Below are 25716 nucleotides of genomic sequence, written 5' to 3'. Positions count from 1 at the left end.
GGTGAATTAACTACAACATGTCGGAATCCTAACGTGCAGACAAGTGAGCGCCAACTTTTACTATCAGATATAGTCAATTAGTTGGTAAATTTACGAAAATAGGTTGCGAGGACAACATCTTCATGGCTACCGTTGTCAGTAAATTAACCAGACCGGAAGGGAGCGCCGCATGATTGACGAACAGACGCCCGCTGTCGATCTGGCTCTTTTTGGAGCGCTTGGTGATCTCGCTCTCCGGAAACTCTATACAGCGTTGTATCAGCTCGATCGTGAAGGCCTGCTGGCCAGTGAAACCCGTATTCTGGGGCTCGCTCGTCAAGAGTACGAGATTGATGCTTTTCGCGCACGCGTACGCGATGCGCTCGAAACACGCGTGCCTGCAAACGAGCGTACTGAAGAAAGCGTGATGCGTTTTCTCGACCGGCTACATTACGCCGAGGTCGATTTCAGTACGCTCGAAGGTTACAACATGATCGGCGAGTGGCGGAAGGGGCGTGCAAGTAATATCCCTTTGACGATCTACCTCTCGGTGCCGGCACGGATATATGGCGATATTTGCCATAATTTGCAGGCGGCAGGCTGTCTCGATGAACAATCGAGAGTTGTGGTTGAAAAGCCGATCGGTTACGACCTCAAGAGCTCTATCGAAATCAACGATGCGATCGGAGCTGTTTTTGACGAAAGCCGTATCTACCGTATCGATCATTATCTAGGCAAGGAAACGGTCCAGAACCTGCTGGCGCTGCGTTTTGCCAATCCTCTTTTTGGCAATCAGTGGAATCAGGGCAAGATCTCCCACGTCGAGATCACCGTCGCCGAAACGGTGGGGATTGAAGGGCGCTGGGGCTATTTCGATCAGGCCGGTCAACTGCGTGACATGGTCCAGAACCATCTGATGCAGCTATTGTGCATGATTGCTATGGAGCCGCCATCAAGCCTTGATTCTGACAGTATCCGCGACGAGAAGGTCAAGGTGTTAAAGGCATTGCGTCCTATCGAAGGCGAGCGGCTTTCCACTGATGTTGTGCGTGGCCAGTACATCGCAGGTTCGGTCGGTGGCAAGCAGGTGCCAGGCTATCTTGAAGAAGAAGGCGCCAATACCGAAAGCAAGACCGAGACATTCGTCGCCTTCAAGACGGAAGTGGCCAACTGGCGCTGGGCAGGGGTGCCGTTCTATTTGCGTACCGGTAAGCGTATGCCGGAGAAACTATCGCAGATTGTTATCCATTTCCGACAGCAGCCCCACTACATTTTCGATCCCGATCAGCGCTTGCTGGCGACCAATAAATTGATCATCAAGCTGCAGCCCGATGAAGGTATCGATCTGCAGGTGCTGACCAAAGACAGTGGCCTTGATGCGGGGATGCGTTTGCGTACCGGCCCGTTGAACCTCGACTTCCATCAGGCGTTCCCGCAGGCGCGCATCCCCGATGCCTACGAGCGCCTTATTCTTGAGGTGATGAAAGGACAGCAGTATCTATTTGTGCGTCGTGACGAGATTGAGTCTTCCTGGCGCTGGGTCGATAAACTGATCGATGGCTGGGAGTCACGTGGCATTCCACCTAAGCGCTATCCGGCGGGTTCCTGGGGGCCTGTCTCCTCGATTGCCATGATCACACAAGATGGACGGTCCTGGTATGAAGACTATTAATCAGAAAGAATCCGAAGCCGCACGGATCGACCTGGCTGAGCGGTTGGCCGAAGCAGTGGCTGCCGCGCTTGATGCCGATCTCAAGGTTCAGGAGCGGGCATTGTTGATCGTCTCCGGTGGTTCAACGCCGGTGCCGTTTTTCAAGGCGCTTTCTCAGACACCACTGGATTGGGCACGGGTCGATATCACTTTGGCCGATGAGCGCTGGGTGGCATTTGAGGACAAGGATAGCAATGCCCGCCTAATCAGCGAGCATCTGTTACAAGGCAATGCTGCCAAGGCGAGCTTTCATTCGTTGACTACACAAGCATCAACGCCTGAAGAGGGCGTCGATGAGGTCGCTGCTCGCTTGGAATCGTTGTCCTGGCCTGCAAGTGCGTTGATTCTGGGTATGGGCGGCGACGGCCATACCGCATCGCTCTTTCCCGACAGTGATCAGCTTGCTGAAGGGCTCTCAACCGATGCCCTCGTGCTTGCTGCACATGCGCCGAGTGTACCTCAGCCGCGAATCACGTTAAGCCGGCATCGCCTGGCAATGGCCAAACGGCATTTTCTGCACTTTACCGGAACCGACAAGCGCGCTGTTTTTGCCCGTGCGCTAGGCAGTGATGAAGTGTCGGAATTGCCGATTCGTGCTTTCTTAAACGATGCACTGGCGCTGTATTGGGCACCTTGATCATGATGACTTGTCCTGATAATTGCAGCGCTTTGAGGAACCTGCCATGACGCTCGATAAACAACTTCCTGCTAGCCGTACCAACGAAATAGATAGTATTTGTCAGCGCACTGAGGTCATTCCGGTACTGACGATCAATCGCATCGAAGATGCCGTACCTCTTTGCCGTGCACTGTATGAAGGTGGCTTACCGGTATTGGAAGTGACGCTACGTACCGACTGTGCTCTTGAGGCATTGCACCGTCTGCGCGACGCGCTTCCGGAGGCCAGCATCGGGGCCGGCACAGTACTGACCACTGCTCAGTACAGGCAGGCAGAAGATGCCGGAGTAGATTTTGTCGTCACTCCAGGCACCACTGACGAATTGTTTGAATATGGCGTGCAAAGCCCGGTACCGCTGTTGCCAGGCATCGCGACAGTCACTGAATTGCTCAAGGGTTGGCAGTACGGCTATCGCCGCTTCAAATTCTTCCCGGCCGAATCCAGCGGTGGCGTCTCGGCACTAAAAGCCTTTGCTGGGCCGTTGCGCGATGTTCAGTTCTGCCCAACGGGTGGGATTACGCTGGATAATGCGGGTAATTATTTGAAGTTGAGGAATGTGATGTGTATTGGCGGTTCTTGGGTGACGCCCAAGGAAATGATCGAAAATGAAGACTGGGACGGCATCAAAAAGCTGGCTCAGGAAACCGCCCAGTTCTTAAAGCGCTAATGATAGACGCTTAAAAAAGATTGTCGTGGCCGGTGTTATTCCGGCTATTTGAGGCTTGGCCTCTATGGTTTTGCTCGACAACCCTCTCTCTCGACAGCCTAGGCTGTTGTTTCGCCCGCCTTCTGGCGGGCTTTTTTTGGCGTCTTTAACAGTAGCACGACCTCAGTGATTTTAAACACCCTTCATCGCTCAGGTTCAAGACGTGCGCGGGCTATCGCTACCTTAGCTTGAGGAAGAGGTTACGTAAGGTCGAGTGTCGTCAGGAAGATGCGCTAATCCCCGGCGGGGAATTGGCGCACCGAGTTGGGGCGTGAACAAGGTACGCGGCCAAGCATCTTGAATGCATGGAGAGGGGGTATCTAGACGCTGGCAAGTAGGCTCATTTAAAGCACGCGATGGGCGCGAGCGGCTTCAAGTAGCGCGAACCAGGCGCAACGATCAATGTTGACTTCGACATCGTTGCGTAGAGCCTGGAGACGCGTCTCACGCAGGGTACCCACTACCGGGACAGGATGGCCGGGAATGCGGCGTAACCAAGCTAGGCCAATGCCGCCGGGACTGGCATTGTGTTCCTGTGCTAGCTCGTTAAGCAAATGGCCCAACTGATTTTCAAACAGGCGGCCACCACACAGGGGAGAGCGCGCCAGCAGGGTCAGGCTATCGAGGCACATTGCGTCCCAAAGCCCATCGAATAGCGCCTGACTTCTAGCGATGGATAATTCCATTTCATGTGCGGCTAAAGGGTGGTGCATGGCATTCTGAAGACGCCGCCACTGTGCAGGGAGAAAACCATGTACCCCTGCGGCACCGATCTTGCCTGCCTCTATGGCATCGTCTAAAACACGAGCCGTTGCTTCATCATCGATAAGCGGGTCAGGACGGTGAAGCAGAAAGTAATCGATATGATCGACATTGAGGCGCCGTAGAGCATTGTCGATCGAATGGTTCAGATAATCAGGATGGGTATTGTAATGCTTGACCTGATACCGAGAAGAATCGAGCTGGGCAGGGATCAATCCTGCCTTGGTAATGACTTTGATCCGTGATTTGAGTGCGGGACGTAAGTTCAATGCTTCGCCGAAACGACGTTCATTATCGCCCTTGGCGTAGACATCAGCATGATCGAACCAGTGAAGCCCCTCATCAACACGGGCCTCGAGCCAGTCTGCAAATGTTTTTGTTGCAAGTAGCTCATCATGGCGCTGCAGGCCCATCATGCCAATAACAAACGGAACGTCTTTAAATGCACTCACGTTCAGGACTCCAGAGTAACCTGCATGGCCAGGACGTGTTGAGCGCCGGGTGCGAGCCACACGGGGTCAAGCCGCGTGCAGGCTGCTTCAACGCAGAGAAATTGCATCTTTTCGCTATCGAGTACATCGCTGGGTGCTTCGGCGCCAGGATGCCAGATAACGCTTGAATCACTGCCCTGCTTAGCGATACGCAAACGACGCTGACCATCATCGAGAATCAACGGCTGGCTGGAGTGATAAATACGATCAAGTGCACCGCGAACGCCGAGCTCACCGAGCTGTTCGCTTTCGCTATTGTCCTTGAGCTTGTCTATGTAGCGTGTCCCGGCCAGCCCTTCAATGCGGCAGGCGTGAGTATCGGCGACGGCAAAATAAGTATGTAGCGCTTGGGTCAGTTTAGCCGGCGTTTTACCACAATGTTCGGTGATCAACTCAATTTTCAGGCGCTTTGTATTGGCATAAATGACCAGTCGAGGTGTGAACTGCTCATCAAGACGCAGGCAAGGTGAAAGATGGACTTCAACGCCTTCGGTTTCATCGTCAACGGCATCAATCTGCCAGTCTGCTGTACGAGCGGGGCCATGGAAGGGTCCCTGACCATCGGGTGATTCGGCGAACCATGGCCAGCAGACTGGAACACCACCACGGATGGCGCCGGGCGCAGGTTTGGGCGTTGAGGTTGTCCATAACCAGCCTGACTGCCCTTTGGGCGCAAAATGCAGCAGATGCCCACCATGCCGTGAAACTACCAGTTCGCCCCAATCTTCATTGACAACCAGTAGTGACCGGCCATGCCATTCGACGTCGCGCCGCCCTTGCGTTTCTGCAAGGGCCTGACGCAGTGCGTCGTCATTCATGAAACCTCCTCGTTATGCAACGCTTCGGCAGCACCCAGCAATCCGGTCCACTTCTCGGTGACAACCCAGGTGGCAATACTCGCATTGTAAGCTTCCATGCGGCCCTTGTTGGCAAATGCCTTACGGAAGTCGCTTGCCTGCAGGAAGTCTAGAATCTTTGGCAGGATCCCTCCACAAAGATAGACACCGCCGCGTGCACCAAGCGTCAGGGTCACATCTCCCGTGACATCGCCTAGGATCTTGCAAAAGCGCATCATGGCCTGTGTGGCAATTTCATCGCCGTTGCGGGCAGCTTCACTAACCCCTGAGGGCGTGTTGCAGACTGAAGACTTTCCGGCAAATTCGGCGTGGGCCGTACAAAGATCGAGCAGTCCCTGTCCACAGAGCATACGCTCAATCGAGACACGGCCGTAACGCTTGCGGAACCAAGCCAGCAATTCCATCTCGAACTCATCAGTCGGTGCAAAACTGGCATGACCGCCTTCAGCGGACAGAGGAATCCAGAAACGCTGACTAGGCGCCAGGCCGGCCAGTCCAAGGCCGGTGCCTGGTCCCATCACCAGCCGTGCACGGCCGGACTCGCTACCCCCTTCGCCTATCTGAACAAGATCATCGGGTTTGATGTGTGGCAGGCCTAGCGCCATGGCAGTAAAGTCATTGATGGCCTTAAAATTATCCAGACCAAGCTTCTTCTTCATCGCCGACTTGCTGAAGTGCCAAGGGTTGTTGGTCATCTTCACTTCATCATCATGCACCGGACAGGCGAACGCCAGGCACGCTTCCTTCGGTGACTCGCTACCTACCTTTTCGAGATAAGCCTCTACGGCTTCATCAAGATTGGCATAATCGGCACATGCCAATGCTTCGATATTGTGCAGGTTGAATTCACCAGGCGTTACCAATGCAAAGCGTGCGTTGGTACCACCAATGTCACCGACCAGGGCGGGTCGCGTCATCTATCCTTTCTCCTTAAAGGTCATCACCGCTCAAATGTCCCCGAACGTGCCGAAGGCACTTGCGCCTTCTTCGGCGCCTCCCACCATGTTACGTAGCCCAACAAACAATTCTCGGCCCATTTCATGGTGGAAATGATCGAGGTCGGCGCTGGCATTTTCGCGGCGTGCCCACTCGTCGTTATCAACGAGTGCTGTTAGCTCCCCATTATCGGGGTCGAGGCGGACAATATCACCATCGCGCAATTTAGCCAGTGGGCCGCCATCGAGGGCTTCCGGCGTAATATGTATGGCTGCCGGTACTTTACCGGAAGCACCCGACATTCGACCATCGGTCACGAGTGCGACTTTGTAACCACGGTCTTGTAATACTCCAAGATAGGGTGTCAGCTTATGTAACTCAGGCATACCGTTGGCACGCGGGCCCTGGAAGCGAATGACAGTAATGACATCACGATTAAGCTCACCGGCGTCGAAGGCGCCCTTGAGCTCATTTTGATCATGAAAAATACGCACGGGCGCTTCGACCAGGCGGTTTTCAGGCTCGACTGCCGACACCTTGATGACACCGCGTCCCAGGTTGCCTGATACCACGGCAAGGCCGCCGGTCGCGGAGAAGGGTTCTGACGCTGGGCGCAAAACATCTTTGTCATAGCTTTCGCTAGGACCGTCGCGCCATATCAGTTCTCCGTCTTCAAGAAACGGCTCTTTGGTGTAATCGGCAAGCCCTTGGCCAAAAACGGTATTGATATCTTCATGGACCAAACCTGCGTCGAGCAGGGTGCGGATCAGATAAGCCATACCGCCAGCTGCCTGGAAGTGGTTGATATCCGCCTGACCATTAGGATAGATGCGAGTCAGGCTGGGAACCACGGAAGAAAGATCGGAAAAGTCATCCCAGGTCAGTGTGATGCCGGCCGCAGCGGCCATGGCCACAAGGTGCATCGTGTGGTTAGTGGAGCCCCCGCTGGCTAACAGGCCCACTAACGCATTGACGATCGCTTTTTCGGTAATCTGTTTATAGAAAGGACGGTAATTGCCGCTCTGTTCGGTATTGCGAATGGCTTGTTCAGTGGCATAGCGCGTCAGGGCATCACGCAGGGGCGTGTTGGGGTTGACGAAAGAAGCGCCCGGCAAGTGAAGGCCCATCATTTCGATCATCAGCTGATTCGAGTTGGCTGTACCGTAGAAGGTGCAGGTGCCCGGGCTGTGATAGGAATCGGATTCGGCCTGAAGCAGCTCATCACGCCCCACCTTGCCTTCGGCAAATAATTGGCGAATGCGCGATTTTTCCTTGTTGGGGAGGCCTGAAGGCATCGGTCCGCCCGGCACGAACAATGCCGGCAGATGGCCAAAACGTGCTGCACCGATGAACAAACCTGGCACGATCTTGTCGCAGATACCAAGATATAAGGCAGCATCGAACATGTTATGCGAGAGCGCGATGGCTGTACTCATGGCGATGACATCGCGCGAGAACAGTGACAGCTCCATGCCAGGCTGACCTTGGGTCACGCCGTCGCACATGGCGGGAACACCGCCTGCGAACTGGGCAGTTGAACCCATCGAGCGTGCGGTTTCCTTGATGAGTTCAGGAAAGTCCTTGAAAGGCTGATGTGCCGAAAGCATGTCGTTGTAGGAGGAGACGATGCCGACGTTAGCGCTGTTGGTCAGTTTCAACCGATCCTTGTCTGCAGGCCCGCAGGCAGCAAAGCCATGCGCTAAATTACCGCAGGCCAAGGTGCCGCGATGAACGCCGCGAGAATGTTGACGTTCCATCAGCTCTTCGTAACGGGCGCGTCTGTCATGGCTGCGTTCCCGAATACGCTCAGTCACTTGCGTGACGGTATCGTGCATTTTCATGGCGTACCTCATCTCATCACGGTAGATGTTGGCTGTAATTTTGGTAAATTTAGCAAAAAGTTGGACTCGATTACGCGAAAAATCGATCGAGATTGTCTATTTTTCGTAGTAATCTTTCAAAACCACGGCTTTATGTCTATTGGCATTTATCGAATAAAGCCAAATTTTGCACGAGGAGGAAGCGATGGCCTTACGTGTTGCTATCAATGGATTTGGTCGTATCGGCCGTAACACTTTCCGGGCGCTATACGAAAACGATTATCGTGATCGGATCGAAGTCGTAGCGATCAATGACTTGGGTGACCCAGCATTAAATGCTCACCTGCTCGAATATGACACCACGCATGGTCACTTCAACTTCGACATCAGCCATGATGATGAGAACCTGACCGTGGATGGTGACAAGGTACGGATGTTCGCCGAGCGTGATCCGACCAAATTGCCATGGGGTGAAATGAACGTTGATGTGGTGATGGAATGCACCGGGATATTCACCAGCCGTGACGGCGCGGCCAAGCATCTCGAAGCGGGTGCCAAGCGCGTATTGATTTCCGCCCCAAGCAGCGATGCTGATGCGATGGTGGTGTTTGGTGTCAATGAAGATATTCTGACCGCTGAGCACAAGGTTGTTTCCAACGCATCCTGCACTACCAACTGCTTGGCGCCGGTCGTTAAAGTGCTTAACGACAACATTGGTATCGAGCAGGGTCTGATGACCACGGTTCATGCCTATACCAATGACCAGAACCTGATCGATGTCTATCACAAGGATCCGTTCCGGGCGCGCAGTGCCACGCATTCGATGATCCCGACCAAGACGGGTGCTGCATCAGCGGTAGGCAAGGTCATTCCCGAGTTGAAAGGCAAACTTGATGGTATGGCCATTCGCGTGCCGGTTATCAACGTGTCGCTTGCTGATCTAACGTTCACAGCATCACGTGATACTACCAAGGAAGAGATCAACCAGCTGATGATGGATGCAGCGGCTAACTCCCAGGTGATGGCAGTTAACAGCAAGCCGTTGGTTTCAGCTGACTTCAATCACAGCGTCAAATCTTCTGTGTTTGATGCCAACCACACACGTGTTGAAGGCCGGCTGGTGAAGGTACTGGCGTGGTATGACAACGAGTGGGGTTTCTCCAACCGCATGCTCGATACCGCGTTGGCGATGCAAAAAACTCTGTAATTAGTAGCGTAATGGTTTATGAGGTTGGCCACCTGGTATCGGATTCTCGATCACTACGGCAAGGCATGGCTGGCCTCTTTCTCTACGGCTGACAGGAGCGTTGGCTAGTTATTAAGTGCCAGAATGGCGTTATCCAAGCGTTTCGGATGTGTCCGAAGCGCTTTTTTTTGTCATGGTTTCTGTAAGGGAACCTGCATTCATATTTGAGACTGGTTGACGATTAATAGCGGCTACGCTTTGAACGCGTATATTCAAGGGTAAGCGTCTTGTTCATGCCTACACCACCATCATGTGCTGTGTATGGCGGTATGGCCTACCTTTGGCTTATGAGTTACCTGAGAATTATGTGTGTAGGTAAAGTGTTAACCTCGTATCTGGATAAGTGCTACAAATAAACAAAAAAGATTGACAGAGAGGCGGTGGTTTGCTTTTGAGGCTGTGTTACACTTCGGCTTATAGAGCCAGACGACCATAAAGGCCCGCTATCATGCGACATTACGTGCCAAGACCATGTGTACATAACGTTCATCAGCTTCTCGGATCGACGATCAGAGATGCGCGACGCGATCGGAGTGGACGTGTAGTTGGCATTGATCAAACCCGCGAGCATCCGGTAATTGATGTCGTATGGGAAGGCCAGGCACGTGCTGAGCGCGTCACTATTACGCGCGATCAGCTCCAGACGCTGGTCGAGGCATGCCATGCGCGTAGCGATAAAGCACAAGATGCCAGCAATCTGGCTGTCACTGCTACAACTCCGGTTAATGACGTGGCAAGAGGTACGCGGCGTCACCGCGCCTGAGTTTCTTTCCTTTGCGTTGTCCCATGGCCAGAGTAGCCATACGTTCAAGGCCATCTTGTCTCCATAGTGTCAGTGAAGCGCTATACTGCTTTTACATTTTATATGGAGAGCACTCATGAGACGTATTGTATTTGGACTCGGTATGCTGATGGCCAGTGTCAATACCTACGGAGCCGAAGGAACGCTGGGTCGCGTTGGCCCCGATGTCCAGACTGAAACGATTACCTATAGTGTCGATGGTCAGCAGTATCAGGGATATTTAGCGCAGGATGTTTCTGCTGAAGGCAAGCGTCCAGGTATTTTGGTCCTTCACGAGTGGTGGGGGCAGAGTGAATACATCAAGCGACGTACCGAGCAGCTAGCGGCACTCGGTTATGTGGCTTTTGCTGTTGACCTTTATGGCAATGGAAAGATAGCCGATCATCCGGACGATGCTGGTACTTTTTCCTCAGACGTCATGAGCGATTGGCCCGCAGCGCAGCGTAATCTTGAAACAGCGATCGATGTGCTCACCAAGCAGGAAGGCGTTGACGGTACGCGGCTTGCAGCCATCGGTTATTGTTTCGGCGGTGGGGTTGCACTCAATGCGGCACTAGCCGGTATGCCTCTCAAGGCTGTAGTCAGTTTCCATGGAAGCCCTGCTCAGGTTGTCGAAACACCGCAGCATTTCGATGGGCGCGTTGTGATTCAAAACGGCTTGGATGATCAGATGGTCAAGCAGGAGGCGCTGCAATCTCTGGTCGATGCCTATGACTCCGTGAATACGGAAGTGACGGTCGTGCAGTATCCGCATGCCAAGCATGCTTTCACTAATCCGTTAGTCAATGCCAAGGCAGAACAGTTCGAGTTGCCGCTTGCCTATAATGCTGCCGCCGATGCGGCTAGCTGGCAGGTTATGCTCAATGTGTTTAATAAAGTCTTTGCAGAGAAGTAATTGCCGCGCATTACACGCTAATGCAGTGATAAAGACGTAAAAAAAAACCGGTGCTGGATGTTATCCAGCACCGGTTTTTTGTGCCCAACGATCAGCTAGGCAATGACAGGATGCGTCGTGCCAGCGTAATCATTTCGGGGTCGCCGGTATTCTTTTCTCGAATATCGGAAAGTTTAACTACGGGCAGCCATTGACGGCCTTCAGGACGGGTTTCGGTCATCTTGATCACCATGTTCATCGGTTTCAGCCCAACATCGTTGGTGAAATTGGTACCGATGCCGAAGGACATACCGATGCGGCCTTCACAAAAGCGTGTGATGTTCTCGACCTTTTCGGTATCAAGGGCATCGGAGAAAATGATCGTCTTGCTGCGCGGGTCGATACCGAGGCGCTGATAGTGTTCAATCGTTGTCCTGGCGAAATCGATCGCATCTCCGCTGTCATGCCGAATGCCGTCGAATAGCTTGGCAAACATCTTGTCGAAGCTGTCGAAAAATATCTGAGTAGTGAACGTATCCGAAAGTGCGATGCCCAGATCACCGCGGTAAACTTCAACCCAGTGTTCGAGCGCAAGCGTATTGGCCATCTTGAAGCCAAACCGCGCGGCGTGGAACATGAACCATTCGTGCGCATGGGTACCCAACGGCTTGACGTTATGGCGGTGTGCCATGTGTACGTTGCTGGTACCGGTAAAAGTACTTCCTCCGTAACGCTTGAGCGCACCGACCACGAGATCATGGACCTCGTATGAATGTCGCCGCCGCGTACCGAATTCGGCAATGCGTACTCCTAGATGGCCGTAGTGCTCGATTTTCTGACGTGTCCTTGCAACAACGGTGTCATCGTCATCACGTTTTTCATCGGCCATCTCATACCATATCTGGCTGATCAGGGTCATCAGTGGTACTTCCCACAAGATCGTGCGATACCAGAGCCCCTCGATGGTAACGCTCAGATCTTCGCCGTCTTGCTCGATCTGAACCTCAAGCGGGTTGTAACGAAAGCCCTGTAGGAAATCATGGTAGGTCGGATCAAGATAAGGACACATTTCCTCGAGGAACAAACGCTCATCCGAAGTCAGCTGCAGGCCTGCCATGGCATCGACGGCTTCTCTCAGACGTACCGCGAATCCTGGCGGAAAGCGATGCTTGCCACGGTTGATGAAGGCGTAGCGGGTATAGGCGTTGGGGAAAAGCTTCACCACTGCGTTTTGCATGGTGAACTTGTAAAAGTCGTTATCAAGAATCGAGCGCAGCATAGTGACCCTGAATGGAATGCTTGGCATGCGTGAGCGTTCAGCATAGCGTAGCCGTTAAGGGGACTCCATCCGTACTTAAAGGCTATGCTTTGTTTACTGAAACGAGATTAGTGCGTGCTCAGGACGTCAATGCCATAAAACTGAACATGACGGCAACCGCACCTCCAAATATCAAAATACCGGCCAACGCCAGCACGATGAGTGTGTAGCTTAGTATAAGCCCAGCCAGCGCCCAGCTTGCACCTTTGTCATCGCATCGCTTTAGTTGGCTACGGGCAATATGACCACAGATGACACCACCGAGCGCAGCGGGTGTCACGAAACAGCCCAGCACGGCAAGTGCGAAGGATACGATAGCCATGAGGTTGAGCTTGGTGTCTTGATGCTCATTCCTTTTGGGTATGACTTCATTCATAGATCGATACTCTTGGAAACAAGCCTGCAATGCGCGAAACCTCACGCCATAGCCTAAACGAGAGTGATATGTCATTCGAGATTCAAACGCTTGATGCGGTAGCGAATATTGCGCGTGAAAAATGGAATGCCGTAAGCGGTATGCACTATCCCTTCCTCCGTCATGAGTTCCTCGACGCGCTTGAAGCGTCGGGCAGTGTATCTTCTGCAGCGGGATGGGAGCCCTGTCATCTGACGCTCTGGCAAAAGGGAACCTTGGTCGGGTTAATGCCACGCTATCGTAAGGAGCATTCCTATGGCGAGTACGTGTTTGATTGGCAGTGGGCCGATGCATGGGAGCGAGCCGGAGGGGAATATTATCCCAAGGGGCTGACCGCCATTCCGTTCACGCCTGCTTATGGCCCACGCCTGGCGCTGACTGATGGCGTCGACCAACTAACAGCAATGGCTGCTGTGAGCATGTATTGTCGCAGCCAGCCTGAGCAGAGCTGGCATCTTCTTTTCCCGACCGCAGATGAGGCGAACGCGTGGAAACAGAGCTGGCCGCAGCTGCTTGAGCGCCATGGCGTCCAGTATCACTGGCAGGATCGCGATTATGGCGATTTCGAGGGCTTCCTCGCTCATTTTACCTCAAAGCGGCGCAAGGAGCTTAAACGTGAGCGACGTAAGGTCGCCGATCAGGGCCTGAGCATGCGGCGCCTGCGCGGCGCTGAGATCAACCGGGAAGATCTGGAGCACTTTTATCGCTGCTATCAGATCACCTACCTGGAGCGTGGGCAACAGGGTTATCTCAATTTCGAATTTTTCGCACGTCTTCTGGTAAGCATGCCGGACGCGCTCCTGCTCATTCAGGCATGCGAAGGTCACAGGCCTGTAGCTGCGGCGCTGTGCTTTGAAGGTATCGATACCCTGTATGGCCGTTACTGGGGAAGTGAGGTGGCAGCGGATTGCCTGCACTTTGAAACCTGCTATTACCAAGGGATTGCCTACTGCCTCGAACGTGGTCTCAAGCGCTTTGATCCGGGGACTCAAGGAGAGCACAAGATTCCACGTGGCTTCGAACCGGTGTTGACGCGCTCTCTGCACTGGCTGGCGGATGACCGATTCCGTGACGCCGTTGATGACTTTCTTGGGCGGGAGCGGCCGGCAATGGCTGAGCATCTTGTTGCTGCACGCACGCTGTTGCCGTTTCATCGCCAGTCATGAAGTTATGCGTTTCGCCGCTAGCGAGACTACATTAACAGAAGTTGGCTGATGTCGAGTCCAATGGGACACGCTCGGTAATTTTTCACTCATGCCTGCGCTCAAGGAGAGAGCATGATTTCGATACGAACCTTTTTTTCCTATCTGGCCACGTTTGGATTGTTGCTCACGCTAGCCATGGGGTCAGCGTATGGTGAGACGGATCAGGGCGGCCCTGACGGAGGGAGTGCTTCCGCCGACATCGTGACCGTGGCGAAGCAGTCGGGACGCTATACTACATTTCTGAATCTGCTTGAAAAGGCGGGTATGACCGACAAGCTGCATGCCGATGGGCCTTACACGGTGTTCATGCCGACCGATGAGGCATTTTCACAGTTATCCCAGAAGGATCATGATCGGTTGTTCAATCTTCCTGATGAATCGCTGAAGCGATTCATGAATTATCAGATCGTAGGCGGGCTTGTACCGACCAATGAGATGAGCGACACCCAGCATCTTCAAGCCCTATACCAGCAGATATCGATTACCAAGAAAGGCGATGGTATCAAGGTCAATGATGCCAATATCGTTGAGCCTGATATCAAGGCCAACAATGGCATCATTCATGGTATCGACAAGGTGATAGAGCCTTTCTTTGAGTAATCCGCGCTTCGAATGCTAACTTCCGCGCTTTACGCAGGCGACCTGATCCGGTCGCCTTTTTTGTCAGCCCGGTTGTGGCCTGGCGCGACGAACCTTATTTATTCCCCCTTCACTTAAGCTTCCGTTCAGCACGACCCGTTGGCAAGCGGTGCACGAAAGGCTACAGTTAAAATCAACCAAGGTTAACTAAATGTATGGGTGTTAATCTATTTGCTTGTCGTCGCAATGCGAAAGATGTTTAGCCAGGCGAAGGCGTCAACATCGTGGTAATGAGGAGATAGCATGGCCGCGCTAACAGGAAAGGCCGAGTATTGGCACCAGTACCTATCGAGACGCTGCTGCTTCATGCGTTGTCTTGTGATGCTTGTCGCAGTTACGGCTCTGCTGGAGAGCGTCGATAGCAGGGCCGAGCGTAAAACTGTTGTGACTACTTTTTCCGTGCTGGAGGATATGGCGCAAAACGTAGCCGGAGACAAAGCAGATGTGGTATCGATCATTCCCCCCGGCGCTGAAGTGCATGAATATGAGCCAACCCCACGGGATATTCTCAAGGCGCGCCAGGCGGATCTGATTCTCTGGAACGGTTTCGGGCTGGAGCGCTGGTTCGAGAAGTTCTACTCGGGACTCGATGATGTCCCTGTCGCCGTGCTGACTAAAGGGATTGCACCGATAGGGCTGAATGAGGGGCCGTATGAAGGCAAGCCCAATCCGCATAGCTGGATGTCACCGGCCAATGCGGCGATCTATGTTGAAAACATTCGTCAGGCGCTAGTCGCCATCGATCCCGCCAATGCCGAGAGCTACGATGAAAATGCTCAAGCATACAGCGCTCGGCTCGCGGCACTTGATTTCCCAATCAAGGAAAAATTGAACAAGGTGCCTGAACAGCAGCGTTTTTTAGTGACCTGTGAGGGCGCTTTTTCATATCTGGCACAACATTATGGCTTCAAGGAGCTCTATTTGTGGGCGGTCAATTCAGAACAGGAGGGAACGCCTCAGCAGATTCGCAAGGTGATTGATCAGACACGTAAATATGATGTGCCGGTCACGTTTTGTGAAAGTACGGTCAATCCCAAGGCCATGCAGCAGGTTAGTGCAGAAAGTGGCGCTCGCTTCGCAGGGATACTGTATGTCGACTCATTGACCCGTGAAGATGGCCCGGCACCCACCTATGAGCAGATGCTCAAGTACAATGCAGAACTGATAGTGCGAGGTTTCCATGTCTCGCCATAACGAACGGCCTTCGGATAGCGGGCCTGCTATTGTTGTCGATAAGGTGTCAGTGCGCTATGCCAGCGGTCAATGGGCGCTTGAGAATGTCAGCCTTACGCTGGAAAGCAGCAGTATCTGCGCATTATTGGGGATTAATGGCAGCGGCAAATCGACGCTGTGCAAAGCGATCATGGGATTTTTGCCGCCCGCCAGCGGTCGCGTAGCTATCTTTAAACATGCTGTCCGTCATGCACAGCGCCGCAATATCATGGCCTATGTGCCTCAGGTCGAAGAGATCGACTGGGACTTTCCCGTCTCCGTATACGATGTGGTGATGATGGGGCGGCAGGGGCGGATGGGATTCTTGCGTATTCCCGCCCGCGCGGATCGCGTGGCCGTGGAAACAAGTCTGGCGCGGGTCGGGATTGCTGATTTGGCCAAGCGCCAGATTGGCGCACTGTCTGGTGGCCAAAAAAAACGCGTGTTTCTCGCGCGTGCGCTGGCGCAGGAAAGCCGCATTATGGTGCTCGATGAGCCATTCACTGGCGTCGATGCGACCACTGAAAATGCAATTATTGACATACTCAAGCAGCTTCGCGATGAGGGAATGACCATTCTGGTCGTAACGCACAACCTCAGCGTTGTGCCTGAATATTGCGATACGGTAGCAATGATCAACCGCAATTTGATCGCCTTTGGCAAGACCGAGCATGTGTTTACACCGGCTAACCTGGCCCAAGCCTTCGGAGGCGTATTGCGCCAGTTCCCTCTTGACTTGCTGGCACAGGAGCGCGAACCGGTACAGGAGCACTTACCGTGATCGACACACTTCTGATGCCATTCAGCTACGGATTCATGGCGCGCTCCATCTGGGTGGGAGGGTCGGTCGGTGTGGTTTGTGCGCTGCTGTCATGCTTCATTATCCTCAAGGGGTGGTCATTGCTTGGTGATGCCCTGTCCCATGCGGTAGTGCCAGGGGTGGCGATCGCTTACTGGTTAGGGCTGCCTTTTGTACTCGGTGCTTTTGTTTCCGGGCTGCTGGCAGTGCTCGGCATCGGTGTGGTGCGTGGCAACTCCGCACTCAAGGGTGATGCCGTGATCGGTGTGGTCTTTACCGCTTTTTTTGCACTCGGCTTCTTACTGATTTCTCTCAATCCCAGCACCATATCGTTGACGACTATCCTGTTTGGTAATCTGCTGGGCATCAGCTCCGGCGATGCCTGGCAGCTGGTAGCCATTGCTGGGGGCTGTATCGTTATTATTGCGCTGCGCTGGAAGGATCTGCTGCTTTACTGTTTCGATGAGCAACATGCCCGCGCCCTCGGTTTCAATGTGCGCTATCTCAACATACTGCTGTTGGCGATGATGTCATTGACTGCCGTTGCTGCGCTGCAGACGGTGGGTGCCATCTTGGTCATTGCGATGCTGATTACCCCAGGGGCCACCGCTTATCTGCTTACCGACCGGTTTGGACATATGCTCTGGATTGCGCCGCTCGTTGGTGGCCTCACGGCAATGACCGGGGCTTATCTGAGTTTCTTCTTTGATACGTCAGTGGGCGGTTTGATCGTCGTATTGCAGACACTGGTATTTTTAATCGCATTCATGCTGGCGCCGCGACATGGCCTGTTAGCGCATCGTCGTCGCTGGCAGCAGGAGGCGTCGTCATGATGCTGCTTGAACCGCTATGGGGACCGCTGCAGCATGATTTTATGCTCAAGGCGCTGCTGGTAGGAATATTCGTCAGTATCGTCTGTGCCACGCTGTCATGTTTTATCGTCATGAAGGGCTGGGCATTGGTGGGGGATGCCGTGTCACACGCTGTGCTGCCAGGGATCGTCGTGGCGTATATCATCGGTATACCGATGGCTATAGGCGCTTTGGTCAGCGCGTTGCTCTGTGTGCTGAGTGCTGGGGCCATAGGCGCCCATAGCCGGGTCAAGAAAGATGCCGTACTCGGTATCGCCTTTACCGGTTTTCTAGCGCTGGGACTGATGTTGCTCGTGGCGGTACCCAGCGATATTCACTTCATGCATGTCCTGCTCGGTAACCTGCTGGGTATCGAAGCGAGCGCGCTGCGGCAGTTGCTTATTTCCGGTGCCATCGCGCTGATTCTGTTAGCGCTCCAATACAAGGATCTCAAGCTTTACTGCTTCGATGCCCAGCATGCGCGAATCATTGGCCTTAACGTAGCTTGGTTGCATCTCCTGTTGATGGTCCTGTTAGCGCTGACAACCGTTGCCTCGCTTCAGGCAGTGGGGCTTATTCTGGTGGTTGCGATGCTCGTCACGCCGGGATGTATTGGATTTCTACTCTCTGAGCGCTTTGCCGTGATGATGCTTATTGCTGTGGGCGCGGCGATGTTTTCCACCTATGCCGGCGTACTCATAAGCTTCTATATCAACGGCACAACGGCAGGATGTATCGTCCTCGTCCAGGCGGCGATCTTTATTCTGGCGTTCTGCTGCTCTCCCAGTAAAGGCGTACTGGTTGCCCGGCTCAGGTCAAGACGCAGCGTGGCGGCTTTATCCCATTAAGCGTCGTGCTTTATCGATAGCGTCTGAATTGAAAGCCCGCCATCTTTGGCGGGCTTTCGGTTAATCATTTCAAATGATGTTGCCAATAATCGGAAGGTGGAGGGTCAATACTTTCCATCAAGGTCCTCATTCCAGTCGACCAGCTACTACGTAGCTGCTGGAAATAAGCATCATCTTCGTCGATGCGCCTGATCAACGGCGGTTCGAGGCTATCCGCTGGGTACACGGCGATGTCGAGCGGCAAGCCCACCGATAGATTGCTGCGCAGCGTTGAATCAAACGACACCAGGCCACAGCGCAGGGCTTCACCGAGTGAAGTGTCATAGGCAAGTATACGATCAAGCACCGGTTTGCCGTATTTGCTTTCACCAATCTGAAAATAGGGCGTATCCGGCGTGGCGGAAATAAAGTTTCCCTGAGGATAAATATTGAAGCTCTCGGTTGGCGCCTTGCCTATCTGCCCTGCAACCAGAAACGATGACGTCATGTCGATATTCTGCATGCTAGGGCCATTGTCGTAATCGGCAACAATATTACGCATGGTGTCACCGATCAGTTTGGCAACGTCGAACATGCTAGGCGTATTGAGGATCGTTTCGAACTCGGTGCCGAATTGTTGCTCAAGCCGCGTCAGCACAGCCTGTGATGTAGAGAGGTTCCCTGCTGTCTGAATGATGATGGCACGCTCACCCGGTGTGCCGTACACGCTTAGTTTACGAACACTGGCGATCTGATCGATACCTGCGTTGGTCCGTGTATCGGAAATGCAGACGATGCCGTCTTTTAATGCCATTGCCACGCAATACGTCATGGGTCGCTTTCCTGCTCGTCGGAGCGTTAATCGCTGATGCGTGATGGTTGCCAGTCATTGGCTATCGAAGTTCGCCCTGACATTCACGTGTACGTGCAGGGTTTCTTCGCCGCCACCGCTTCGCATGCCTCTTATAGGGCAGGCTTCGAGGTAATCCATGCCGACCGCGAGCTTGATATGTTGATTGGGCCGCAATAGCTGGTTGGTAACGTCAAAGGTTTGCCACGCACCGTCCAGCCAGATTTCTGCCCAAGCGTGCGAAGCAAGATGCCCCTCGTCGGCAACATGAATATAGCCGCTGACATAGCGGGCCGGAAGCCCTTTATAGCGCGCGCATGCCAGCATGACATGCGTATGGTCCTGACAGACGCCAGAGCCCAGGGCAAATGCTTCCTGAGCGCTATGCCATACTTCCGTTGAGCCGGGAATGTAAGGCATCTTTTCTAGAATGGCTTGCTGCAGTTTTCCTAGCGCAGTGACATCCTGCGATTGACTAAGATACGTCTCGGTCAGAGCAATAAGTGGTTCGTCAGCAGTGGTTAAAGACGTCGGGCGCAGGAAGGGGCGTGGGTCGAGATCGTCATGTACACGTCCATCATGGTTAGGGTTGAGTTCTACGATACCGCGCGCTTCGACAAGAATCTGTTGATGGGGCCGGTCAAGTGTCAGGACATGCATGACGTTACCGTAGCCATCGGTCAGTGGTGGCGGATTGCCGGGTAAGGATAGCCACCAATCAATCACGTGCTGCGAGGCGTCGTTGCGGGGCACCAGGCGCAAGTACTGGATGCTCGATCTCAGCGGCAGAGAGTAGTTATAACGCGTAGAGTGTTCGATCTTGAGCTTCATCAGGCCACCTCCAGATAAGCGGTCTGTACACGGCTGGCGAGGGTGGCAACATCATCGATAGCTTCGGTCAGCCAGGTATGTGGCCCTTGAGTGAATATCTCGTCAAGATCGCCGTAACGCACCCGTGAATAAAACTCACCGGCCAGACGCTTGGCCGGTTTGCCGTTAGGGCCCTCAAGTTCCGCGAGCGCTTGTACCAGTTCGTCCAGACAGGCCAGCAGTGAACGCGGTACATCATCGCGTAGCACCAGCAAGTCAATGACATTACTTGCCTCGAGGATATAGCTGTAAATCTGCGTATAGGCCTCGCGCGCGCCAAGCGCTTGCAGCAGTGTTTGCCATAGATAATCGGCACGTATCGTGGCGTCATCCTTGGGCGCGTCGGGCGCCAGATCGATCATCTGATATTTGGTGTCGAGCAGGCGCAGCGTGTTGTCGGCGAGTTCCAGACAGGTACCGATACGCATGAAGCGAAAGCCGTCATCACGCAGCACCGTACCGTACAGGGCTCCACGGTAGATATGCGTGCGTTGCTTGATCCAGTCGAAAAATTCCGGCGCATTGCGCATGGTGACGCCTGAATCAGTCCAGTTTTGCAGCTCAAGCCACGTGGTATTAATCGCTTCCCAAGTTTCAGAGGTAATATGACCGCGGACGGCATGGGCATTCTGACGTGCGGATTGCAGGCAGTGATAAATACTCGATGAATTGGTGACATCGCCAATCATGAAATTCAGCAGCGCATCGGCATTAAGTGTCGAGCGCGTGCTCCAGTAGGCGGATGAGGCGCCACTAACCCCGAGAATGGCCGTTAACCCTTCATGGGCGGCGGAGCGCGGCAGCAGGGTTAACCGTGCGCTGACATCCAGAAGTCTGGCCAGGTTGTCGGCGCGCTCCATATAGCGGGCAAGCCAGTAAAGATGCGAGGCAGTACGACTTAGCATCACGGTCCCTCCTGCTGAGGAAGGGTATCGTCTTCCAATACCCAGGTATCCTTGGTCCCGCCGCCCTGAGAAGAATTGACCACTAGCGAGCCTTCAGTAAGCGCCACGCGGGTCAGCCCGCCCGGTACCAGACGAATGCCGTTGGGGCTGCATAGCACATAGGGACGCAGATCAATATGACGAGGTGCAACACCTGACTCGACAAAGGTCGGGCATGCTGACAGCGCCAAAGTTGGTTGAGCAATATAAGCGCTCGGCTGAGCGGTGAGTTTTGCACGAAATGTATCGAGCTGCTCTTTACTAGCCATAGGCCCGACAAGCATGCCATAGCCGCCAGAGCCGTTAGTTTCCTTGACGACCATGTCCTCCAGATTGGCCAGTACATGTGAGAGCTGTAGCGGGTCACGGCACTGCCAGGTGGGCACGTTATTGAGGATGGGCGTCTCATCAAGGTAGAAACGGATCATGTCGGGTACGTAGGGGTAGATCGATTTATCGTCGGCCACACCAGTACCCAATGCGTTTGCCAGCACTACGCCGCCTTCACGGTAAACCGACATCAGCCCAGGCACGCCTAGCAGTGAATCGGGGTCGAGCGCGAGGGGGTCGATGAAGGCCTCATCGACACGCCGGTAGATTACATCGACAATTTGGTCGCCACTCGTTGTGCGCATATAGACACGCCCGTTGCGAACATAAAGATCCTGCCCCTCGACCAGCTCAACGCCCATTTGCTGCGCTAGGAAGGCGTGTTCAAAGTAGGCGCTGTTATAGCGTCCGGGAGTGAGTACCACGACACAGGGAGCATCGATAGGCGTGCTCGAACGTAGGGTCTCAAGCAGTAGTGTTGGGTAATGATCAACCGGCGCAATATGGTTAGTCGCGAAAAGTTCGGGAAATAGACGCATCATCATGCGCCGGTTTTCAAGCATGTAGGACACGCCGCTAGGAATACGCAGGTTATCCTCAAGCACGTAGTAGCTGCCGTCACCATCACGAATCAGATCGATACCGCTGATATGGCTGTAGATTCCGTGAGGCAGTGTCACGCCACGCATCGCCATCTGATACTGCGGGTTGGTGAGCACCTGATCAGCAGGTACGATATTTTCAGTCAAAATGCGCTGATCATGGTAAATATCGTTCAGGAAGGCGTTCAGTGCTTGTACACGCTGACGACAACCCGCCTCCAGCATGCTCCACTCACTAGCGGGTATGATGCGGGGGATGGTATCAAAGGGAATTAATCGCTCAGTACCGGAATCGTCACCATAAACAGTGAACGTAATACCTGCACGGTGAAAAAGCAGGTCCGCTTCACGGCGCTTGCGGTTTAATAGTTCAGCCGGTGTATCGTCTAGCCAGCGCTGGTAGGTTCTGTAGTGAGCTCGACATTGGCCTTCGGTCGTTACCATTTCATTGTGTATTGTTTTCAAGGTAAACCCTCCTGCTAGGTGAAGCATGCCTCAGGCACCTACACGTCGCATCGTATGTAATGAAACATAGGCTTCAAGTCCTGAATATTTGTTGTTTGCTTGACTGTAGCTAAGTCAGCATGAGTAGGTTCATATAACGACTATAGTGCAGCCTCGCTCAAAGCGGTTGTGCAGAATTACCAGATGGCTCGGGAACTGACATTGGCCAAAGCGAATCAATAGCAATAGAGAGAGGAGAGAAAATGACTCGATTAACGCGTTGGTTAAGCCTGAGTGTGATGATGACCCTGCTGAGTAGCGGGTGGGCAGGAGGTCTGGTCAGAGCTGACAATGAGACTCAAGACAACTTGTTTGCGGTAGCGGAGAAGAATGGCCATTACACGCATTTTATAGCCGCTGCGAAAACGACGGGGCTTGATAAATTGCTGCAGGAAAATAATGCTAGTTATACCGTTTTTGCGCCAACCGATCAGGCATTTGAAGCACTTGAACCTGGGGTCCGCGATAAGCTGTTTTCACCCGCTAGCCGGGATCGCCTGAATGATATTTTGGATTTACATGTTGTAGAAGGCGACTACACGCTTGAAAAAGCCTTGCAGCGTATCAGTGTGACTTCTGAGCAAGGGCAGGCATTGAAATTCACACGCTCGGAAGAGCAAACAATGGTCAATGATGCGCGTATTCTGAATGACGGTATCAGTGCGTCTAATGGCCGGCTTTATGGTATCAATCACGTTTTGATGCCACGTCAATAATTGATGCCCATAAACTATCCTAAGCTTTCACGGTTGTGAAAAATAATTCTTTCTACCGAGTTAAGAATCAGTGCTTCACAAAAGTATTAATATTTGTCTCGGTCTATTTACAATCAATTAAATAAAGGGTGTCGCTTGCCTACTTGTTTGTTGCTATCAAAAAGTGTGGATTTTGTTGGGTTGAATCTTACGTTTATTTAGCGTCGCTTAATTAAACGTTTGTCTAAATATGGGTGGGCCAAGTTTGTAGTTATTAAATGATATTGAATAATGAAGATATAGTTATTGGATAACACAAGTTATTTTGATTCCCGAGTATGAGAACGTAAGCAAGGTTGGCATCATCAGAAGGTATTAAAGTTGGAAGTTAATGCTATCAGTAACTGCGTACTAAATATCATTCCGCGGTGAGTAAATGTTCAAACTGCATTAACAATCTGGTGCAATAGTATAATTAAAGTGGCAGTAGTGACGATCTATATCACGCATGGAATCTTTTAAAAAAGTCTACAATCTCTAGGATGCTTAAGCGTCAGTGGGACGCAACCAAACTTGGAGCTGACTTTCTTGCGCTAGCCCAACGGATCCTTGTGCTGCTAATGATTATTCTGCAGGCGATGCTTGGTATGACCAAGATGAGAATGTTGCGAAATCACATGGCAAGCTCTAGTCGGTATTTGAAAAGCCATGTCAGTTTAAAGCGCTTTTTGTAGGTAACAATCTAGTTAAACTTACAAAAATAATACATTAACAAAATATTAAAACAGTGTTTTCTTCTAAGAACCTCTTTTGACGCCCATCTCGGCAAAGTCTATATGTGAATTAAAGGTCGTCATCTTGTATATGATAGGCGTATTGTAGGCTTTATTGTCCGTGCTTTGACAATTTTATTGTTTACATATAGATACAGTTCAGCATTGGGCTGAGTGAGAATGATTAACCCATGGCATTTTTATAAAAAGGGAGCGTAGATAAAATTTGTCTTATATGACTGGACATTAACGCAGGATAAGCTAGGAATGGCTATGGTTAATGAGTTCCAGTTGTAAAGTGCCCTTAATAAAAACAATGCGTTAAACATAAATGGCACAGTCCATTACTGTGTCGCGTAAGGCGTTCCAGCCGCAGGCAATGCGGTTACCAGTTTCAGATACGGAGATCGACCATGGGGCGTTCAGCGTTCAAAGATGATGTAGTAGTGCGTCGCAGTGAGGCTAAATCGCCAGCGCAGCCTTTTTCCAACAACTCCCCTGGCCGTGTCGGAATCTCTCCGCGACGTATGCGCGATGCCGCCAATATAGCGTTTGGGCAGGCTCGTAAAATACTGTTCGTAACGTCAGAGATGGCAGATTTTGTCAAGGTGGGAGGGCTTGGTGATGTTTCGGCGGCTCTGCCTCGTGCTATGGCCGAACATGCTGATGTGCGTGTACTCATCCCGGGCTATCGTGAAGTTGTGGAAGCCTGTTATGACATCCAGCATGTTGCCCATCTGCCTGCGCTTGCTGACATCCCCGCCTGTGACTTGGGGCGTATCGAGCTGCCTGACGGTCTTGTCGTCTACATCATACTTTGTCCAGAACTGTTCTATCGCGATGGAACGCCTTATCTGAATCCTTACGGTGTCGATTGGGAAGACAACGATATTCGTTTTGCCAGGTTGTCTCTGGCGGCGGCTGATCTGGTTTCCGGCGTTCAGTGGCTCGAAGAGGAGTACAGCTGGCGCCCTGATCTTTTGCATCTCAACGATTGGCCCTCGGCATTGGCCGCTGGTTATCTGCACTGGCGAGGAGTACATACGCCTAGCATCTTCACTATTCATAACCTGGCCTATCAAGGGTTGTTTTCGCCGGAGCGTATGGCGTCGCTTGGTATTCCTGAATCGGCTTTTTCACCAGAGGGCGTCGAATTTTACGGCAATTTGTCGTTCATGAAGGCCGGTGTTTATTACTCGTCTCACATCACGACCGTAAGCGCGACCTATGCCCGGGAAATTACCACGCCCGAGTTCGGCTGCGGATTGGATGGCCTGTTGTTAGAGCGTTCTCTGCGAGGAGAACTGACCGGCATTCCCAATGGCATTGATGACAGCTGGGATCCTCGGACCGATACCCATCTGGCACGCTCCTTCGCAACCAATGACTGGAGTGGAAAGCGGGCCAATACCGAATTTGTGCGACGCTCTTTCGGTTTGGCTGTCTGCCATGGCCCACTGTTTGCTGTGGTTTCCCGCCTAGTACATCAAAAGGGGCTTGATCTTACGATAGGTGTTGCCGAATCGATTGTACGGGCTGGCGGTCAGATTGTGGTGATTGGCCGGGGTGAACCAAAGGTTGAAGCGGCACTGACTAATCTCGCGGCACGCTTTCCCGGCGCGATCGGTGTACGCATCGGTTTCAGCGAACATGAGGCGCGCTGCATTTATGCCGGTAGCGATTTTCTATTGATGCCGTCACGCTTTGAACCTTGTGGGCTCTCCCAGATGTACGCTCAGCGTTTTGGCTCGTTGCCGATTGCTCACCGTACCGGCGGGTTGGCCGATACCATCGAAGATGGCGTGACGGGATTTCTGTTTGATGAGATGACGCAGGAAAGCTTTATGACCGCTATTCGCCGTGCCTTTATCGTGTTCGGCGCAACCGATCTTTTCTATGCCATGCGGCGTACAGCTATGGCCATTCATTATCAGTGGCGCGGTTCGGTACTTCCTTACGTGCGCCTTTACGAAAGCGAAATCGGCGAGCGAACGGCCCTCGTCAGCTAATGCGGAGGGC

At 52.8% G+C, this 25716-nt stretch carries 24 protein-coding genes; 14 read left to right on the top strand and 10 right to left on the bottom strand.

All coding sequences use genetic code 11. The features are described 5' to 3' along the window. Nucleotides 1-169 precede the first annotated feature (169 nt). From zwf to C3Z11_RS15475, 3 genes are read left to right on the top strand one after another with little or no spacing between them, the layout of a single operon-like run. A complete protein-coding gene (zwf, locus tag C3Z11_RS15485; protein ID WP_106478836.1) occupies nucleotides 170-1651 on the top strand; it encodes a glucose-6-phosphate dehydrogenase in 1482 nt (493 codons plus the stop codon). Next, a complete protein-coding gene (gene pgl, locus C3Z11_RS15480; RefSeq protein WP_106478835.1) occupies nucleotides 1638-2327 on the top strand; it encodes a 6-phosphogluconolactonase in 690 nt (229 codons plus the stop codon). Before zwf ends, pgl begins: the two co-directional genes overlap by 14 nt. 46 nt (nucleotides 2328-2373) lie before the next feature. Further along, nucleotides 2374-3036, top strand: coding sequence for a bifunctional 4-hydroxy-2-oxoglutarate aldolase/2-dehydro-3-deoxy-phosphogluconate aldolase (locus C3Z11_RS15475; protein ID WP_106478834.1), 663 nt, complete (start codon nucleotides 2374-2376; stop codon nucleotides 3034-3036). Between the two features lie 383 nt (nucleotides 3037-3419). Here C3Z11_RS15475 and C3Z11_RS15470 read toward each other — a convergent pair whose 3' ends face one another. From C3Z11_RS15470 to edd, 4 genes are read right to left on the bottom strand one after another with little or no spacing between them, the layout of a single operon-like run. Beyond that, nucleotides 3420-4289 (bottom strand): aldo/keto reductase, encoded by an 870-nt coding sequence (locus tag C3Z11_RS15470; protein ID WP_262927442.1) that lies wholly within the window; start codon nucleotides 4287-4289, stop codon nucleotides 3420-3422. A 2-nt stretch (nucleotides 4290-4291) separates the two neighbouring features. After that, nucleotides 4292-5146: a D-hexose-6-phosphate mutarotase gene (locus C3Z11_RS15465; protein WP_106478833.1), complete on the bottom strand. Its 855-nt coding sequence runs from the start codon at nucleotides 5144-5146 to the stop codon at nucleotides 4292-4294. Further along, nucleotides 5143-6102: a glucokinase gene (glk, locus tag C3Z11_RS15460; protein ID WP_106478832.1), complete on the bottom strand. Its 960-nt coding sequence runs from the start codon at nucleotides 6100-6102 to the stop codon at nucleotides 5143-5145. The genes C3Z11_RS15465 and glk overlap by 4 nt, the downstream gene beginning before the upstream one ends. A gap of 30 nt (nucleotides 6103-6132) precedes the next feature. Further along, nucleotides 6133-7962, bottom strand: coding sequence for a phosphogluconate dehydratase (edd, locus tag C3Z11_RS15455; RefSeq protein WP_262927441.1), 1830 nt, complete (start codon nucleotides 7960-7962; stop codon nucleotides 6133-6135). 184 nt (nucleotides 7963-8146) lie between these two features. Here edd and gap point away from each other — a divergent pair, with 184 nt between their 5' ends. The 3 genes from gap to C3Z11_RS15440 all read left to right on the top strand — a co-directional run bounded on the left by gap (nucleotide 8147) and on the right by C3Z11_RS15440 (nucleotide 10884). Then, nucleotides 8147-9148: a type I glyceraldehyde-3-phosphate dehydrogenase gene (gene gap, locus C3Z11_RS15450; protein ID WP_106478830.1), complete on the top strand. Its 1002-nt coding sequence runs from the start codon at nucleotides 8147-8149 to the stop codon at nucleotides 9146-9148. A 499-nt stretch (nucleotides 9149-9647) separates the two neighbouring features. Next, nucleotides 9648-9950, top strand: coding sequence for a hypothetical protein (locus tag C3Z11_RS15445; RefSeq protein WP_158701062.1), 303 nt, complete (start codon nucleotides 9648-9650; stop codon nucleotides 9948-9950). A 115-nt stretch (nucleotides 9951-10065) separates the two neighbouring features. Further along, nucleotides 10066-10884 carry a dienelactone hydrolase family protein gene (locus C3Z11_RS15440; protein WP_106478828.1) on the top strand — a complete coding sequence of 273 codons (819 nt, stop codon included), beginning with the start codon at nucleotides 10066-10068 and terminating at the stop codon, nucleotides 10882-10884. 91 nt (nucleotides 10885-10975) lie between these two features. On the opposite strand, the gene pncB is transcribed toward C3Z11_RS15440, so the two are convergent. Continuing rightward, nucleotides 10976-12142: a nicotinate phosphoribosyltransferase gene (gene pncB / locus C3Z11_RS15435; protein ID WP_106478827.1), complete on the bottom strand. Its 1167-nt coding sequence runs from the start codon at nucleotides 12140-12142 to the stop codon at nucleotides 10976-10978. A 118-nt stretch (nucleotides 12143-12260) separates the two neighbouring features. Continuing rightward, the gene (locus C3Z11_RS15430; protein ID WP_106479084.1) at nucleotides 12261-12503 is read right to left on the bottom strand and encodes a DUF4190 domain-containing protein; all 243 of its coding nucleotides are present in this window, start codon (nucleotides 12501-12503) and stop codon (nucleotides 12261-12263) included. Nucleotides 12504-12625: 122 nt separating this feature from the next. On the opposite strand from C3Z11_RS15430, the gene C3Z11_RS15425 reads away from it, so the two are divergent. The 6 genes from C3Z11_RS15425 to C3Z11_RS15400 all read left to right on the top strand — a co-directional run bounded on the left by C3Z11_RS15425 (nucleotide 12626) and on the right by C3Z11_RS15400 (nucleotide 18150). Further along, nucleotides 12626-13762 (top strand): GNAT family N-acetyltransferase, encoded by a 1137-nt coding sequence (locus C3Z11_RS15425; RefSeq protein ID WP_106478826.1) that lies wholly within the window; start codon nucleotides 12626-12628, stop codon nucleotides 13760-13762. Between the two features lie 111 nt (nucleotides 13763-13873). Next, nucleotides 13874-14401: a fasciclin domain-containing protein gene (locus C3Z11_RS15420; RefSeq protein ID WP_106478825.1), complete on the top strand. Its 528-nt coding sequence runs from the start codon at nucleotides 13874-13876 to the stop codon at nucleotides 14399-14401. Between the two features lie 282 nt (nucleotides 14402-14683). Continuing rightward, nucleotides 14684-15634 carry a metal ABC transporter substrate-binding protein gene (locus C3Z11_RS15415; RefSeq protein WP_317450684.1) on the top strand — a complete coding sequence of 317 codons (951 nt, stop codon included), beginning with the start codon at nucleotides 14684-14686 and terminating at the stop codon, nucleotides 15632-15634. Further along, nucleotides 15621-16433, top strand: a complete 813-nt coding sequence (locus C3Z11_RS15410) for a metal ABC transporter ATP-binding protein (RefSeq protein WP_106478824.1) — start codon at nucleotides 15621-15623, stop codon at nucleotides 16431-16433. Before C3Z11_RS15415 ends, C3Z11_RS15410 begins: the two co-directional genes overlap by 14 nt. Continuing rightward, a complete protein-coding gene (locus C3Z11_RS15405) occupies nucleotides 16430-17284 on the top strand; it encodes a metal ABC transporter permease (protein ID WP_106478823.1) in 855 nt (284 codons plus the stop codon). The genes C3Z11_RS15410 and C3Z11_RS15405 overlap by 4 nt, the downstream gene beginning before the upstream one ends. After that, nucleotides 17281-18150 carry a metal ABC transporter permease gene (locus C3Z11_RS15400; RefSeq protein ID WP_262927440.1) on the top strand — a complete coding sequence of 290 codons (870 nt, stop codon included), beginning with the start codon at nucleotides 17281-17283 and terminating at the stop codon, nucleotides 18148-18150. Before C3Z11_RS15405 ends, C3Z11_RS15400 begins: the two co-directional genes overlap by 4 nt. A 64-nt stretch (nucleotides 18151-18214) precedes the next feature. Here the strand turns inward: C3Z11_RS15400 and C3Z11_RS15395 are convergent, their stop codons facing one another. From C3Z11_RS15395 to C3Z11_RS15380, 4 genes are read right to left on the bottom strand one after another with little or no spacing between them, the layout of a single operon-like run. After that, complete coding sequence (locus C3Z11_RS15395) at nucleotides 18215-18961, bottom strand: peptidase (RefSeq protein WP_106478822.1); 747 nt, start codon at nucleotides 18959-18961, stop codon at nucleotides 18215-18217. 54 nt (nucleotides 18962-19015) lie between these two features. Then, nucleotides 19016-19810, bottom strand: coding sequence for a transglutaminase family protein (locus C3Z11_RS15390; protein WP_106478821.1), 795 nt, complete (start codon nucleotides 19808-19810; stop codon nucleotides 19016-19018). After that, nucleotides 19810-20754, bottom strand: a complete 945-nt coding sequence (locus tag C3Z11_RS15385) for an alpha-E domain-containing protein (protein ID WP_106478820.1) — start codon at nucleotides 20752-20754, stop codon at nucleotides 19810-19812. Before C3Z11_RS15385 ends, C3Z11_RS15390 begins: the two co-directional genes overlap by 1 nt. Beyond that, the gene (locus C3Z11_RS15380) at nucleotides 20754-22217 is read right to left on the bottom strand and encodes a circularly permuted type 2 ATP-grasp protein (RefSeq protein ID WP_106478819.1); all 1464 of its coding nucleotides are present in this window, start codon (nucleotides 22215-22217) and stop codon (nucleotides 20754-20756) included. The genes C3Z11_RS15385 and C3Z11_RS15380 overlap by 1 nt, the downstream gene beginning before the upstream one ends. A 251-nt stretch (nucleotides 22218-22468) precedes the next feature. On the opposite strand from C3Z11_RS15380, the gene C3Z11_RS15375 reads away from it, so the two are divergent. After that, nucleotides 22469-22945: a fasciclin domain-containing protein gene (locus C3Z11_RS15375; RefSeq protein ID WP_158701061.1), complete on the top strand. Its 477-nt coding sequence runs from the start codon at nucleotides 22469-22471 to the stop codon at nucleotides 22943-22945. Nucleotides 22946-24110: 1165 nt separating this feature from the next. Beyond that, nucleotides 24111-25706, top strand: coding sequence for a glycogen synthase GlgA (glgA, locus tag C3Z11_RS15365; RefSeq protein ID WP_262927438.1), 1596 nt, complete (start codon nucleotides 24111-24113; stop codon nucleotides 25704-25706). Nucleotides 25707-25716: the final 10 nt, after the last annotated feature.

Origin of the sequence: Phytohalomonas tamaricis, assembly GCF_003012345.1 — a bacterium.
Taxonomy (GTDB): domain Bacteria; phylum Pseudomonadota; class Gammaproteobacteria; order Pseudomonadales; family Halomonadaceae; genus Phytohalomonas; species Phytohalomonas tamaricis.
This window is presented reverse-complemented; position numbering and strand designations above follow the sequence as displayed.

What these genes read in the sequence shown, in the direction of transcription:
- C3Z11_RS15375 (WP_158701061.1), top strand. Translation starts at nt 22,469, where the DNA reads ATGATGACCCTGCTGAGTAGCGGGTGGGCAGGAGGTCTGGTCAGAGCT.
- glgA (WP_262927438.1), top strand. Translation starts at nt 24,111, where the DNA reads ATGGGGCGTTCAGCGTTCAAAGATGATGTAGTAGTGCGTCGCAGTGAG.
- zwf (WP_106478836.1), top strand. Translation starts at nt 170, where the DNA reads ATGATTGACGAACAGACGCCCGCTGTCGATCTGGCTCTTTTTGGAGCG.
- C3Z11_RS15415 (WP_317450684.1), top strand. Translation starts at nt 14,684, where the DNA reads ATGGCCGCGCTAACAGGAAAGGCCGAGTATTGGCACCAGTACCTATCG.
- edd (WP_262927441.1), bottom strand. Translation starts at nt 7,962, where the DNA reads ATGAAAATGCACGATACCGTCACGCAAGTGACTGAGCGTATTCGGGAA.
- pncB (WP_106478827.1), bottom strand. Translation starts at nt 12,142, where the DNA reads ATGCTGCGCTCGATTCTTGATAACGACTTTTACAAGTTCACCATGCAA.
- C3Z11_RS15380 (WP_106478819.1), bottom strand. Translation starts at nt 22,217, where the DNA reads ATGCTTCACCTAGCAGGAGGGTTTACCTTGAAAACAATACACAATGAA.
- glk (WP_106478832.1), bottom strand. Translation starts at nt 6,102, where the DNA reads ATGACGCGACCCGCCCTGGTCGGTGACATTGGTGGTACCAACGCACGC.
- C3Z11_RS15420 (WP_106478825.1), top strand. Translation starts at nt 13,874, where the DNA reads ATGATTTCGATACGAACCTTTTTTTCCTATCTGGCCACGTTTGGATTG.
- C3Z11_RS15385 (WP_106478820.1), bottom strand. Translation starts at nt 20,754, where the DNA reads ATGCTAAGTCGTACTGCCTCGCATCTTTACTGGCTTGCCCGCTATATG.
- C3Z11_RS15440 (WP_106478828.1), top strand. Translation starts at nt 10,066, where the DNA reads ATGAGACGTATTGTATTTGGACTCGGTATGCTGATGGCCAGTGTCAAT.
- C3Z11_RS15465 (WP_106478833.1), bottom strand. Translation starts at nt 5,146, where the DNA reads ATGAATGACGACGCACTGCGTCAGGCCCTTGCAGAAACGCAAGGGCGG.
- C3Z11_RS15430 (WP_106479084.1), bottom strand. Translation starts at nt 12,503, where the DNA reads ATGGCTATCGTATCCTTCGCACTTGCCGTGCTGGGCTGTTTCGTGACA.
- C3Z11_RS15475 (WP_106478834.1), top strand. Translation starts at nt 2,374, where the DNA reads ATGACGCTCGATAAACAACTTCCTGCTAGCCGTACCAACGAAATAGAT.
- pgl (WP_106478835.1), top strand. Translation starts at nt 1,638, where the DNA reads ATGAAGACTATTAATCAGAAAGAATCCGAAGCCGCACGGATCGACCTG.
- C3Z11_RS15390 (WP_106478821.1), bottom strand. Translation starts at nt 19,810, where the DNA reads ATGAAGCTCAAGATCGAACACTCTACGCGTTATAACTACTCTCTGCCG.
- C3Z11_RS15400 (WP_262927440.1), top strand. Translation starts at nt 17,281, where the DNA reads ATGATGCTGCTTGAACCGCTATGGGGACCGCTGCAGCATGATTTTATG.
- C3Z11_RS15395 (WP_106478822.1), bottom strand. Translation starts at nt 18,961, where the DNA reads ATGACGTATTGCGTGGCAATGGCATTAAAAGACGGCATCGTCTGCATT.
- C3Z11_RS15410 (WP_106478824.1), top strand. Translation starts at nt 15,621, where the DNA reads ATGTCTCGCCATAACGAACGGCCTTCGGATAGCGGGCCTGCTATTGTT.
- C3Z11_RS15425 (WP_106478826.1), top strand. Translation starts at nt 12,626, where the DNA reads ATGTCATTCGAGATTCAAACGCTTGATGCGGTAGCGAATATTGCGCGT.
- gap (WP_106478830.1), top strand. Translation starts at nt 8,147, where the DNA reads ATGGCCTTACGTGTTGCTATCAATGGATTTGGTCGTATCGGCCGTAAC.